Below are 13,463 nucleotides of genomic sequence, written 5' to 3' on the forward strand. Positions count from 1 at the left end.
AGACGCCAGCACTAGTACGACCCAGATCCCCGCCAGCCCGAGCGAGGTCGTTGCGGTGGCAGCCAACGCCATGAGCGCGCCATCCGGCAACTCGGGCTGGGCTGGATCGGCGAACAGGGCGACGTTCGCCCCTCCGATACCGTCGCCTTGCAGCTATCTAAAGGGAAGAGGCAAGGATGAATCCTACGACTCCCGGCAATACTCCGAGAGCGGAATCGAGTGCCTCGGGGAGGAGCTTCAGGGCAAGAAGTGACCCGACCGAAAGGGACAATGCCGTGCGCCGCCAAGCCAGCTCCGTCCTCTCCGGTTGGAGGCCGGGGTCGAAAATTCTCGTTCCCGGGGGAGACACCGGCGTTCTGGTCGCGGACAAGGCTGCAATCGCGAACATCAGGCGACTGGGGCAAGCCGCCGATCTTGTCACGAGCGTATTCTCGGGATCCATCGCCCTCGCCGCCGCCGGGCTGCTCGACGGCCATCGGGCGACGTCGCACTGGTCGGTGAGGCACCTGCTACCCGGCTACGGTGCCATCGAGGTCAATGAACGCGTCGTCGAGGACGGGAACGTGTTCACCGCAGCCGGCGTGACGGCCGGCATGGACCTGGCCATCCGCCTCGTCTCGCGTTCCCGCGGCGACGACTACGCACGCTTCCTCGAACTCGGCGCCGAGTACGACCCGGAACCTCCGTTCGGTGTCGGGACACCGGAGAAGGCAGGCTCGGAACTCCCTGCGCTGTCACGTGGCTTCCTCGCACCGCTCGAAGAGCAGCTGCGGGCTCCCACCGAATAGGCCTGCATCGGTGCCTACGAACTGACGGTTGCGCGCGTCGGCGCGAAGATCAGTTGTGGAACTCCGGCGTGTTCGATGCGTTCGACGGTGATCCCGTAGACAGCCTCGACGATCGACGGCGCCAGGACATCACCGGGGACGCCCTCGGCCACTTTCCGGCCCTTGTCGAGGAGGACCAGGCGGTCGCAGTAGCGGGCGGCGAGGTTGAGGTCATGGAGGACGACGATCGTTGAGACCCCGATATCGCGAACCAGGTTCAGGATGTCGTGCTGATAGCGCACGTCGAGATGGTTGGTGGGTTCATCGAGCAGCAGGTGCGATGCGCCCTGTGCGATCGCGCGGGCGATGAGAACGCGTTGCTTCTCCCCGCCGGAGAGACCTGAGAAGACCCGGTCGGACAGGTGCTCCGCCGACACCTTCGCCAGGGCGTTGCTGACCATGTCGTGATCGTGGTCGGTATGGCGTTCGAAGGAGCGCCGGTGGGGCGTGCGCCCGAGCAGGACCATCTCCTGGACCGTGAAAGGCAGGTCAGTGTCGGACTCCTGGACGACGACGGCGATCTGCTTCGCCACGTCCCGGGGAGTGAGATCCTTCAACGCGGCTTCATCGATCAACACGCTCCCCGTATCCGGTGTCAGCGAGCCATGGAGCGTGCGTAGGAGAGTGGATTTGCCGCTTCCGTTCGGGCCGATGAGGCCGACGACCTCACCGGGCGCGGCGGTGATCTCGATGCCGTCGAGGACCGTGGCTCGGCTATAGGCGAAGCCGATGCTGTTGCCGGTGATCATCGGTGGAAGTGCTCCACGATCTGGCTGAGCCCGTCGATCGTGATCGGTGAGGCGGGGGAGGTGAACCCGAACAGCAGCGGAAGCATCGTGTCGTTCTGGACTGCGGTGAGCTCGTCGGCGCCGGGAAGCGTGGTGATGGACGATTCCACCTCGTCGGCGGTGGCGCCGCTGTGGAGCAGGATCAGGATGTCCGGGTCGCGGGCGAGGAGCTCTTCGACCGATACCTCCGCGGTCCGGTCGGGGAGATCAGCGAACACGTTGGTGAAGCCGGCGAGTTCGAGCAGCGTGTGATTCATGCTGCCTTCCCCGTACGCGTAGACAGGCCCGCCGCCGATCGTCGGGTACAGCATCGCCGCAGTGCGGTCCTCCCCATCGGGGATCTGTGCGAGTGCGCTCTCGATCTGCTGATCGATTTCCGCCAGGGCCGTATCGGCTTCGGACTGCCGGTCGAAGACATCGGCGTAGAGGGTGAAGAGCGTGTCGATGTCGTCCAGCGTGGAGGTGGCCTGGCTGCCCGCGCAGGATTCCTCGTTCTCCAGCACGTTGATGCCCTGGGCGGTGAGCCCGTCACGGGTGACAGTCTCCGAGGTGCCGATGACCAGATCGGGTTCTTGCGCGATGATGTCCTCGATGGAGATTTCTCCTCCGCCGACCTGAGAGATCTCATCGCTGAGTACTGGGATGTCTGCCATCACGGTTTGCGTGTCGCTGTCGAAGTAGTCGTCGTGGAAGCGTCCCACGAGCCCGACAACCCGGTCGAGGGCATTCAGTGAGGACAGCACCGGGATCACCTCGTTGCGGAGCACGACGACACGCTCCGGCGCCTCGTCGAAGGTGATCTCGTTGCTGCAGTTGGTGACTGTCACTGGGTAGCCGGCATCCAGTCCCTGAGTCTGTTCGTTGCTGGGGCTGCTCGTGCAGGCGGCGAGACTGGCCAGGACGGTGAGCGCGGTGACCGCTCCGAGCGCGGAGCGTTTCTGGGTGTGCATGTGGGTTCTCCAGTTGGTGTCGATGGGCAGGCGGGCTCAGGAGGGCGGGGCATGGAAGCGGCGCACCAGGACGACCAGGAACGGTGCGCCGATGAGTGCGGTGACGATGCCGATGGGCAGCTCTCTGGGCGACCAGACGGTGCGGGCGAGCACGTCGGCGGCGACGAGGAACGTTGCACCGAGAAGTGCCGCCAGCGGCAGCATGCGCCTATGAGAGGCACCGACGAGGCGGCGAGCGAGGTGGGGGACGACGAGACCCACGAACCCGATGGCCCCGGAAGAGGCGACCACCGCCCCGACACAGAGACTGACCACGGCGAGTAGCTGCACCCGGAACCGTCCGGGGGAGACGCCAAGCGCGAGGGCCGTCTCATCCCCGATCGACAACGCGTCCAGCTTCCGGGACCACAGCGTCATCACGGCGATGCTGATGAGGACGATCGCGATGACAATGAGCAGGGTGGCGTTCCACTGTGCGAGCGTGAGCGAACCCAGGAGCCAGAACATCACCGACCGCGCCCCCTCGGGAGAGTCGGAGGAGAACACGAGAATGCTGGTGGTCGCCGACAGCACGTACCCGATCGCGACACCGGCCATCACGAGCCGGATCGAGGTCATCCGTCCACCCGAGCGCGCCAGCACATACACGCTCGCCGCGGCGACCGCAGCACCGGCAAACGCACTCAGCGGAAGAGCGTAGGCGCCGAACCCGCCAGCGACGCCGAACAAGAGGGCCGCTGCCGCTCCGGTGGATGCGCCCGAGCTGATGCCAAGCAGGTAGGGGTCCGCGAGAACATTTCGGACCATCGCCTGCAGCACGGCGCCACAGACCGCCAGTCCTGCTCCCACCGCTGCCCCCAGCAAGACGCGGGGCAGCCGCACGTTCCAGACGATCGACTCTTCCGCCCCACCCCAGGCCGCCAGATGCGGAATACCGATGAGGCGATGCCCGATGATGGAGAGCACCGCATCCGGGGAGACGGACACCGAACCCAACGCTATCCCGCAGACCATCACCGCGACGAAGGCAGCGCCGACGACGACATAGCATCGCCAGAACGCCCCAGGCCAGTTCGTCTTCCGGCGCTGCAGCGGCGACGGCGTCAATGCGCGAACGCCAGCAGCGTCAGTCTTGGCAGCGGTCATAGACGGGCCTCTCGACGCAACGGTTCATTATCTCTACATATTGTAGTAGTAATCGAGAGTGCGACAAGATGTAGACGGTAAGCTGAGGGATATCGCGATGAACCGGAGGTGCGGATGGCTGGCGAGAGGACTCGTGAGCGTGGCGAGCTCGAGGGTGAGGTGATGCGCATCCTCTGGGGCGCATCCGAGCCGATGAGCGCCCGGGACATCCAAGCGTTGTTCACCGGTCATGTGCCCGCATACACCACGCTGATGACGGCGCTGGAACGTCTGCAGAAAAAGGGCGATGTGGTCCGTTCGGGCGACTCGCCTCGCAAGGTGCGTTTCCACGCGGCCAGATCCGGAGACGAGCATGTCGGCAGATCGATGATGTCGGCCCTGGACGGTGCGGGGGACCGGCAAGCCGCGCTCCTCCGGTTCGCAGGAAACCTCGCCCCTGAGGACCTCGACCTGCTCCGCGACGCCATCGACAGTCCCCCCAAGCGCAAGCGCAGGTGAACCGGGTGGTCTTGACGCTGACCTTCCTGGGTGCGGCAGGGGCGATCCTCGTCCTGTCGCCTCTGGTGCTGACCGCGGGACGCTGGCAGGTGCGGCATCCGCGCACCGCGCTGACGCTCTGGTTCGGCGCGTGCCTCACCGGAACAGGTTTCGCTGCCGCCTCCGTGATTGTGGCGCTCACGTCCAGCGTCACCGCGCGGGACGTGTCCAACTCCGCCGAGAGCTTCGCGCTGACGGCGGCGGGGTGGGGAAGCCTCGGTGTTGTCGGCGCGCTCATCGCATTCGTCTCCGCTTCCGCCGAGCCTCTTACTCGATCGTGGCGGGATTCCGTGGAACGGTTCGCTCCAGTCGCGATCGCCCGCGAAGAGCGGGGAGCCTACACGTTGGTGTGGTTCCGCTCCGATGAGCCAATCGCGTACGCAGTGCCGTCCCGCTCTCCGGAGATCTTGGTCTCGACCGGACTCCGAGAGCTCCTCAGCCCTCCACAGCTCGCGGCTGTACTCGCTCACGAGCATGCCCATCTGCGGCAGCGACACGGGTGGGCGGTGCGGATCGCGGAGATCAACGCGCTCTGCCTGCCCAGGTCGCTGCGCGCCGGACGTGCCCTCAAGCGCGCCACCCTGCTGCTGATCGAACTGATCGCTGACGACACCGCTGCCAAACACGCCGGCGCCGTTCACCTCGCCAACGCCCTCGCCACGATGGGGCGCACCACGGCAGACCCCGGGCTCGAGCTTCGCGCCGACCGGCTCACCCTCCGGAAGTGGCCGTCCACACGGCACCACAGGTACGCGGCCGCCGCGCGCGCATAGTCTCAGCCGCCCCTCAACTCTACGACGTATTGTAGAGTTAATTGAAGTTTTCGGCTGAGAGGAACCGGTGATGGCTGAACTTGAGTTCTGGGTGAACGGGATGACGTGCGAGCATTGCGAGCGTGCCGTTACTGCCGAGCTGACCTCGCTGGCCGCGGTGAGCGACGCGCAGGTCGACGCGCCGTCAGGGCGTGTCCTGATCACTCCCACCGGCCCTGTCGATCGCGCAGACCTGGAACGCGCTGTCGAGGACGCCGGCTACACTGTACGATCCTGGTCTCCATTGCCGGATGCCTGAACCAGCTATCGCAGATGCAGGGCTGAGCACGACGCCCGATCGGTCTGTTCGCGGTCCGCGGCGTGGTGCGATCGCGTTGATCGCTCTCGGATTCGCGACCTTGTCGGTCGCGTTTCCTGTTGTGGTCGCCCTGCTCCTGGGGGAAGCTCCATACGAGCAGATATTCGTCAGTTACCCCGGTGTCGACGTCGCCGTTGTCACGGCGGTTCTTCTTGCCGTCAGCCAGGCGGCGAGCCTGATCAGCGTCGGCACGATGGTCCACGTGCTGTTTCTCGGCGACACCCCTGCCCGGCGGGCGCGTTTCCTTCCGCAAGGTTTCGAGATGCGTCTTCTGCGGACTGCGTCCGCGATCTGGGCGACGGGTGCAGGGGCACTGGTGGTGTTCGAAGCGCTCGACTCCAACGGCGCCCCGCCGGAAGACCGGCTCGGTGTCCTCGACGCTCTCCCTTTCCTGTGGGAATTGAGCGACGCGCCAAAGGCATGGACGATCAGCCTGGTTGCAGCGCTGATGGTCCTGTTCGGGTCGTTCTTTGCGGACACGTGGATGGGCCTGCTTATCCCCTTGTGGGCTGCGGCGATCGGGGTGCTCGCGCCGGTGGTGACCGGGCAAGTTCTCGTTGGGCCGAATCATGACTTCGGAGGTGATGCGGCCGTCTTCCAGACCATCGCGGCCTACGCGTTCTTCGGCGCCGTTGCCACCTCCGGCCTACGGGTGGCATCCGGGCGCCTCGTCGCGCCCGCGACGCTGCGGCGCCTCTTCCTGGTCGGGGCGGTGGCATTGCCGGTGATCATCGTCGCCGAGGTGGTGATCGGGCTGTTCAAGCTCGCCGGTTCTCCCGTCACCGCCTCTGTGACAGGAGGGCTCATCCTCGCCAGCGGCGCTTGCCTGCTCGTCGCCGCTGGCTCCCTGGCCTGCGGGTGGTGGCTGGGACGGCGCGGGCGCCTGCGTGCGGATAACGTCACAGCCCTCCTCACCGTCAGCGCGGTGGCGGTGACCGGGTGGATCGGGACAGGCGTGGCGATGACCCGGCAGCCGCCACCGCAGTACTTCGTCCCGACCAGCATCGAGCAGGTCTTCATGGGCTTCGAGGTCCCCGACGCCCCAACGCTCGCTGTGCTATTCGGGCAGTGGCGACCCAACCTCCTTTTCCTCGGCATCGCCGCTATCGCGGTCACGGTGTATCTGCTCGCTGTCCGTGCCCTGCACCGGCGGGGTGACCGGTGGCCGGTCGGGCGCACAGCGGCATGGCTGGCCGGGTGGACGATCGTGGTCGTGGCGACGAGCTCGGGGTTCGGGAAGTACTCCGCCCCGGACTTCGGGGTCCACATGATTGTGCACATGTCGCTGAACATGCTCGCCCCTGGCCTCCTCGTCCTTGGCGGAGTCGTCACCTTGCTGCTGCGCGCAACCCGCTCCGGGCGCAGCCAGCCAGCTGGGCTGCACGACTGGATCACCTGGGTGCTGCACTGGCGGGTATTGCGCTTCGTGTACAACCCACTGCTCGTGTTCGTGGTGTTCGTCGGCTCCTACTACGGCCTCTATCTGACGAGCATCTTCGGGGACTACATGCGGTTCCACTGGGCGCATCAGCTCATGAACGTGCACTTCCTCATCGTCGGGTACCTGTACTACAGCCTGATCATCGGGGTCGACCGGCCACCACGACCCCTCCCGCACATCGGGAAACTCGGGTACGTGCTGGCGGCGATGCCGTTCCACGCCTTCTTCGGCGTGATTCTGATGACCAGCCCCGCCATCATCGCCGAGGACTTCTATCTGCGCCTCGACCTGCCCTGGGCCGACCTGCAGGCGCAGCAGTACCTCGGCGGAGGTGTCGCGTGGGCGGGCGGGGAGATCCCACTGATGATCGTCATCGTCGCCCTCGCCATCCAGTGGAGCCGGCAGGATGCCCGCGAAGCCCGGCGCAAAGACCGCCATCTGGACATGGGGCGCGATGATGAATTCGACGCCTACAACCAGATGCTTGAGCGACTAACCGAACGAGACGCCACGCGCTCAGCCCCGCGCCCCGCCGTTCAGGAGGACCTACGATCATGACTGTCACCGACACCGCGGCCCCGGCCATTCCGCTCGAGCTAGACATCTCGGGCATGACTTGCGCGGCGTGTGCGGGACGTGTCGAACGCGCGCTGAACAAGATCGAGGGCGTGACGGCGAGCGTCAACTACGCCACCGAGCGGGCTATGGTCAGCGGACTCACCGATGACGACGTGTCCGCGGCGGTTCGTCAGGTGGAGAACGCGGGCTACGGGGCCCATGTCCGTGACGGAAGCGACGATGCCTGGTCCGCCCGCGCCACCGAGGTGCGGATCTCCTCCTTGCGTCGGCGCCTGGCTGTGTCTGCGTTGCTGACCGTGCCGCTGATGGACATCACCATCGTCTTCGCCCTCGTCCCAGGCTGGCGGTTCCCCGGTTGGGAGTGGGTATGCGTCCTCCTCGCCCTGCCGATCGTGACCTGGGCGGCCTGGCCGTTCCACCGAGCCACACTCCGCAACCTCCGACACGGCGCCGTCAGCATGGACACCCTCGTCTCCCTCGGCATCGCCGCCTCCTTCGGATGGGCGGTCATCACGTTGCTGCTCGGGTTCGGCGCGACGGACGCTGCCGGATACTGGCTGGGCTTCGGGGCAACCCCCGCCGGTGCGGACTCCATCTACCTCGACGTCGCCGCAGGAATGACAACCTTCCAACTCGCAGGCCGCTACTTCGAGACCCGCTCACGGCGCAAGGCAGGAGACGTCCTCGGCGCGCTCAACGCTCTCGCCGCCACCCATGTGCGGATCCTCCGCGATGGCGTCGAGACGATCGAACCCGCCGCGACTCTCCGCGTCAGCGACACCTTCGTGGTCCTCCCGGGCGAGACCATTCCCGCGGACGGCACCGTTCTCAGGGGCGCCGCTGCTGTGGATGCGAGCATGATGACCGGCGAGCCCGTTCCTGTCCCGGTTGCCGCCGGCGACCAGGTCACCGGTGGCACGATCAGCACCGACGGACGCTTGGAGATCACCACGACATCGGTCGGCGCGAACACCCAGCTCGCCCAGATGGCCGCGCTCACCGAACAAGCACAAGCACGCAAAGCCGGGGTGCAGAACCTTGTCGACCGGATCGTCACCTGGTTCGTCCCCGCCGTCATCACCTTGGCCGTGGTCGTCACCATCGCCTGGACACTCGCCGGGACGCCGTTCACCCAGGCTTTCGGAATCGGGATCAGCGTCCTCATCATCGCCTGCCCGTGCGCGCTGGGTCTGGCGACCCCCACGGCGCTCATGGTCGGCATCGGTCGGGCAGCGACGCTCGGTATTCTCATCAAAGGCCACGACGCCCTCGAAGCATCAGGCGCCATCACCACGGTTGTGCTTGATAAGACGGGCACTCTCACGACCGGACGGATGAGCGTCGAAACGGTCACCGCCTTCGGCATCCCCGAGCACGAGCTCTGGCGCTTCGCCGCATCAGTGGAACAAGGCTCCGAACACGCCATCGCCCGCGCCATCCAAGAATCCGCCACCCACCACGTCACCGACCTTCATCTATTGGAGGACTTCACCGCGCTCCCGGGACTGGGAGCGACCGCCCGCATCGCAGGACGCACTCTCCTCATCGGCAACGCCGACCTGCTCCGCACCCACGGAATCGACCTCACACCCGCCGCGTCCGCTCTCGCAGACGCTCACGACCAAGGACACACCATCGCACTCGTCGCCTGCGACGAGGAACTCATCGGATTACTCGCTCTCGCCGACACGATCAAGCCCGGAGCCGCAGACGCCATCGCAGCACTGCACGCCCAGAACCTCACCACCGTGCTCCTCACCGGCGACAGCGCCGCTGCCGGTGCCCGCATCGCCAAAGAACTCGGCATCGAACACGTCCACGCCGAAGTGGCGCCGGCCCAAAAAGCCGACGTCGTGCGAGAACTCCAAGAAGCCGGACAGAAGGTCGCCATGGTCGGCGACGGCATCAACGATGCGGTCGCCCTCGCCACCGCAGACTTGGGTCTGGCGCTCGTCTCCGGCACCGACATCGCCCTGAAAGCCGCCGATATCATCCTCGTCCGCGACGACCTCCATGTCATCCCCGACGCGATCGCGATCTCCCGCAAGACCCTCCGGACCATCCGCATGAACCTCGGGTGGGCGTTCGGCTACAACATCGCCGCCATCCCCATCGCCGCAGCCGGACTCCTCAACCCTCTCATCGCCGCCGCAGCCATGTCACTGTCCTCTGTCCTCGTCGTCTACAACAGCCTCCGCATCCAACGCGTCCGCAGCACTCGCTGACACCGCTGGAGAATGCAAGGCCGTTCGGATGGAACTGTTCCTCCCTCTCTCCACCGCGGCCGCGCTCTATCTGCTGATTCTGTGGCTCGCGCTCACCTCACCGCCACGCCCGCCCCAACATTCCGAGCTCACGATGCGCGATGAATGGGACTCATTCGCGCACCGGTTACGAAGAATTACCCGTCGGATGCGACATGGCAGGCGGGGGAGGCGCGACCAGTAGCCCCTCGCGCAGGGCACGGAGACACGGCCGATGCGACCCGCGAGCAGCCAGGGTGCTTTGACGGCTGGCCAGGAAAACCGCTACTGTAACTACTACAACATGTAGAGATAGGGGGGTGGCATGGTCTCCGATCCGGTGCTCCAATGGGTGCTGACGCTCGCTTTCACAGCGACCGCGGCGTACGCGTTGCTGCGCCTCATCGTGGATCGCCAACCACTGCTGACCGTCGGTAACGCGCTGCACTTGGTGATGAGCGCGGCCATGGTCGCGATGTGCTGGCCGTGGTGGACCGTGGTCCCTAGCATTCCGCAGCTCATTGTGTTCGCTTCGGGTGCCGCCTGGTTTGCCGCCTTGACCGTGCTGCAGAGCAGCCGGCGCGTGTCGCACGCCGCACTGGGTGGGCACAGTGCGTGGCATCAGGTCTCGCATGCGATCATGATGCTCGCGATGACGTGGATGGTCATCGTCACGCCCTCAGGCTCCACGCCCGCAGAAGATACTCACCATCATGGCGGCCTGGATCTCTGGGCATCGCTGAGCGGCGTCGCTATCACGGCCGCGCTGTTGACATCCGGGGTGATCTTCCTCGTCGAGTTCGTCCTCAGCCTGCGCGGTCACAGGACGTGGCTCGGCCACACCGGGGACGTCGCGTCAGGTGCCGCGATGAGCCTGGGAATGGCCGCAATGAGCTTGCCGATGATCACCGGCTGAACAGACCCTGCATCACCACCAGTACCCCGCACCCAGGTCGGGCCGAACACGAAAGAGAGACACCATGACCATACGACGCAGCAAAAGATCCTTCCTGATCAGCGGTGGCGCAGTGGCTGGCGCCGTCGCACTGGTCCTCGGCGGCGCAGCCGCTGCGAACGCGCACGTGAGCATCGCGGAAGGCACCGTCGAAGCCGGCGCATACGAGATCCTCACGATCAGCGTTCCGCATGGATGCGATGGGGCGGCCACGACCGAAGTCGCCATCCAGATCCCCGAGGGCATCAATGCCGTCACACCGACCCGCAACCCGCTCTACACAGTCGAGAGTGTGATGGAGGACCTCGATACCCCGATCACCGACAGTCACGGCAACGAGGTCACGGAGCGCGTCGCGCAAGTCGTCTACACGGCGGCGACGCCCCTTCCAGACGGTCAACGAGACGTCTTCGAACTGTCACTACAGATCCCCGAGGACGCCGCAGATTCGACACTGTACTTCCCCACAGTGCAGACCTGCGAGCAGGGCGAGACCGGTTGGGTCCAGATCCCCGCAGACGGCCAGGACGGCCATGACCTGGACACGCCAGCACCCAGCATCGACGTCATCGCGGCCAACGAGGACAGCTCCCACGGGGGCAGCGCCGGCGCTTCGGCAGGCGCGCACAGTGACGAGACCGTCGCTCCCGCAGTGAGCGATCAGACCCCGCTTGTGGTTGCCTCGCTCGCGGTCGGCAGCATCGGTCTGATCGTCGCGGTGATCGCGCTTCTGAGGGGGCGCAAGAAGGCGTGAGCATTCTCATCGCCGGGAAACAACGCCCGCGGCGCGGCACGCGAGGGCTGCTCCGCGCGGCGGCGGCTATTCTACTGGGCGGCATGCTGGTTCTCGTGGGGGCGCAGTCCGCGTCCGCGCATGCAGAGCTGTTGAGCACGACTCCCGAAGACGGCGCCGTGCTCGAGGAGGCACCTGCGGAGGGGGTACTGTCCTTCAACGAGCCTGTGCAGCTCATCGACGGCAGTATCCGCCTGTTTCCCGGCGATGAAGACCCCATCACCCTCGACGCACACGTCAGCAACACCAACGTCGTCGCTGAGTTCCCGTCCGGGCTGGATGACGGACGCTTCGCGCTGAGCTACCGTGTGGTCTCTGCCGACGGCCACCCCATCACGGGCGCGATCACTTTCACCATCGGAGACAGCGGCGGCGTGACTCCCACACCCGTCATCGACACGCAGACCCCGAAGGAGACAACGTTCGCGCTCAGCGCGCTCACCGCCCTCCAGTACCTCGCTCTCCTCGTCTTCACGGGGCTGCTCTTCTTCGACCGGTTGGTCCTCCGCAATACGCAGCCCATCACGGCACGAACCGCAGTGTTCCTTCGCTGGACGGGGATCGGGGCGGTTGTGGCATCGCTCCTGCTGATCCCGGTCTCGGCGTTGAACGTGACAGGCGAATCGCTTGCGAGACTGACCGTCCCGTCCGCATGGTGGCCAGGACTGCTCTGGGCACCGGGCACTGCAGCTGCCCTCGTACTCGCAGGTGTTGCTGGCGCGTACACTCTCGCCCTCCGTGACCTGACACTCCGTTACCGGCAGCTGTTTGCACTCGCATTCCCGTTGCTCGCCCTCGCGGCGCCGGTCCTCGTCGGACATAGCCAGCTCGTCGAGCCCCAGGCGCTCATCATGATCTCTGACTACGGGCATCTCCTCGCTGGGAGCTTCTGGGCCGGAGGAGTTCTCGGTCTCCTGCTGTTCCTCGTCGAGGCCTGGCCCGCACGCGGTGACGCGGCGGGCACGGACCCGAAATTCGCGGCGAACGTCGTGCGCCGGTTCTCCCGATTCGCGGTCTGGAGCGTGATCATTCTCGCGATCAGCGGCATCACGATGGGCATCATGATCGTTGGCGACGTCGACACGCTCCTCACCAGCGCCTACGGACTGACGCTGCTCCTGAAGACCAGCATCGTCATCCCCATCATCGCGATCGCCGCGTACAACCGGCTCCGCCTGCTCCCCAGCCTCACAACCCGCCCCACCGCCCCCATGCGATGGCGCTTCCTCACCCGCACGCTCAGCTACGAAGCCGCGCTCCTTGTCACCGTGCTCGCAGTCACGGGATTCCTCACCAACCTCAGCCCTGGACATGACCACCACACTGAGACCGCGGCTCCCGCAGCAATCGCGGAGACCGCTAGAATCAGCGCCGACAGTCAAGAACTCACGGTAGAGGGCACTCTCGAACCTGCACTGACCGGTGACAACGACATTGCCTTCACCCTCAGATACGAGGACGAACCCGTCGCCCCCGAGGAAGTTACACTCCGCATCAGCCTCCCCGAACACGACCTCGGCCCATTCCAGGTCGTCCCCGATCTCGACGCCGAGACCGGCGAGTACACGGCGCGGCTCGCCCTTCCTGTCGCAGGTGAGTGGCAGATCCAGGTCATTGCTCGAGTCTCGACCTTCACCGAGCCCATTGTCAGCATCCCCATCACCATCGGGTGAGCCGCGTGCATGCGATGAGAATCCGGCGCAGGCGAATACGTGACAGCGACCACGGAGAACACCCCCGGCCGCGGAATGAAGACGAAGAACCAGGTTCCGTCAAGTGCGAGCCCAGCACCCCGTGAAGCATGGGCGCCAGGATGATGCTCTCTGCGGAATCGTTGTTCGGTAGTGGCGGACTTCCGTTACAGGTCCAGGACGCGACGGGGGTCTGCTGTAGGAACAGGTGACAGCTTTGGTTTAGGCCGCGAGGGCCAGGTTCTTGGTCATTTCGCCCGATACGCCTCATCGCGCTCCCGGCCGGTCACAGGGCACGCCACCCACCGGTAGTAGGGCTGGCGGGAGAGCTTCAATACCCGGCACGACACCACCACGGGGATCTCATCAGTGGCGGGCTCTT

The 13,463-nt window shown here is 65.8% G+C and carries 13 protein-coding genes; 9 read left to right on the plus strand and 4 right to left on the minus strand.

What is annotated here, in order from left to right:
* Positions 1-157 precede the first annotated feature (157 nt).
* Complete coding sequence (locus tag ACI7YT_RS08850) at positions 158-388, minus strand: DUF202 domain-containing protein (protein ID WP_406250288.1); 231 nt, start codon at positions 386-388, stop codon at positions 158-160.
* Between ACI7YT_RS08850 and ACI7YT_RS08855 the strand changes: the two genes are divergently transcribed.
* The gene (locus tag ACI7YT_RS08855) at positions 276-788 is read left to right on the plus strand and encodes a DJ-1/PfpI family protein (RefSeq protein WP_406250290.1); all 513 of its coding nucleotides are present in this window, start codon (positions 276-278) and stop codon (positions 786-788) included. The genes ACI7YT_RS08850 and ACI7YT_RS08855 overlap by 113 nt on opposite strands.
* A 14-nt stretch (positions 789-802) precedes the next feature.
* Here ACI7YT_RS08855 and ACI7YT_RS08860 read toward each other — a convergent pair whose 3' ends face one another.
* Genes ACI7YT_RS08860 through ACI7YT_RS08870 form a run of 3 tightly spaced genes read right to left on the minus strand, consistent with a single transcriptional unit; the run spans position 803 to position 3,711 of the window.
* The gene (locus ACI7YT_RS08860) at positions 803-1,576 is read right to left on the minus strand and encodes an ABC transporter ATP-binding protein (protein WP_406250292.1); all 774 of its coding nucleotides are present in this window, start codon (positions 1,574-1,576) and stop codon (positions 803-805) included.
* Positions 1,573-2,565, minus strand: coding sequence for an ABC transporter substrate-binding protein (locus ACI7YT_RS08865; protein ID WP_406250294.1), 993 nt, complete (start codon positions 2,563-2,565; stop codon positions 1,573-1,575). Before ACI7YT_RS08865 ends, ACI7YT_RS08860 begins: the two co-directional genes overlap by 4 nt.
* Positions 2,566-2,601: 36 nt before the next feature.
* Positions 2,602-3,711 (minus strand): FecCD family ABC transporter permease, encoded by a 1,110-nt coding sequence (locus ACI7YT_RS08870; RefSeq protein ID WP_406250296.1) that lies wholly within the window; start codon positions 3,709-3,711, stop codon positions 2,602-2,604.
* Between the two features lie 114 nt (positions 3,712-3,825).
* On the opposite strand from ACI7YT_RS08870, the gene ACI7YT_RS08875 reads away from it, so the two are divergent.
* From ACI7YT_RS08875 to ACI7YT_RS08910, 8 genes are all read left to right on the plus strand, one after another.
* Complete coding sequence (locus ACI7YT_RS08875; protein WP_406250536.1) at positions 3,826-4,209, plus strand: BlaI/MecI/CopY family transcriptional regulator; 384 nt, start codon at positions 3,826-3,828, stop codon at positions 4,207-4,209.
* A 5-nt stretch (positions 4,210-4,214) separates the two neighbouring features.
* The gene (locus ACI7YT_RS08880) at positions 4,215-5,021 is read left to right on the plus strand and encodes a M56 family metallopeptidase (RefSeq protein WP_406250298.1); all 807 of its coding nucleotides are present in this window, start codon (positions 4,215-4,217) and stop codon (positions 5,019-5,021) included.
* Positions 5,022-5,091: 70 nt separating this feature from the next.
* On the plus strand, positions 5,092-5,319 hold the full coding sequence (locus ACI7YT_RS08885) for a heavy-metal-associated domain-containing protein (protein WP_406250300.1): 228 nt from the start codon (positions 5,092-5,094) through the stop codon (positions 5,317-5,319).
* The gene (locus ACI7YT_RS08890) at positions 5,312-7,378 is read left to right on the plus strand and encodes a cytochrome c oxidase assembly protein (protein WP_406250301.1); all 2,067 of its coding nucleotides are present in this window, start codon (positions 5,312-5,314) and stop codon (positions 7,376-7,378) included. Before ACI7YT_RS08885 ends, ACI7YT_RS08890 begins: the two co-directional genes overlap by 8 nt.
* Entirely contained in the window at positions 7,375-9,624 is a 2,250-nt protein-coding gene (locus ACI7YT_RS08895) for a heavy metal translocating P-type ATPase (RefSeq protein WP_406250302.1), read from the plus strand. Before ACI7YT_RS08890 ends, ACI7YT_RS08895 begins: the two co-directional genes overlap by 4 nt.
* Before the next feature lie 343 nt (positions 9,625-9,967).
* Complete coding sequence (locus ACI7YT_RS08900; RefSeq protein ID WP_406250303.1) at positions 9,968-10,558, plus strand: DUF5134 domain-containing protein; 591 nt, start codon at positions 9,968-9,970, stop codon at positions 10,556-10,558.
* 64 nt (positions 10,559-10,622) lie between these two features.
* Entirely contained in the window at positions 10,623-11,351 is a 729-nt protein-coding gene (locus ACI7YT_RS08905; RefSeq protein WP_406250304.1) for a YcnI family protein, read from the plus strand.
* Complete coding sequence (locus tag ACI7YT_RS08910; protein WP_406250305.1) at positions 11,348-13,063, plus strand: copper resistance CopC/CopD family protein; 1,716 nt, start codon at positions 11,348-11,350, stop codon at positions 13,061-13,063. The genes ACI7YT_RS08905 and ACI7YT_RS08910 overlap by 4 nt, the downstream gene beginning before the upstream one ends.
* Positions 13,064-13,463 lie beyond the last annotated feature (400 nt).

This window comes from Microbacterium sp. M (assembly GCF_045181065.1).
Taxonomy (GTDB): Bacteria; Actinomycetota; Actinomycetes; order Actinomycetales; family Microbacteriaceae; genus Microbacterium.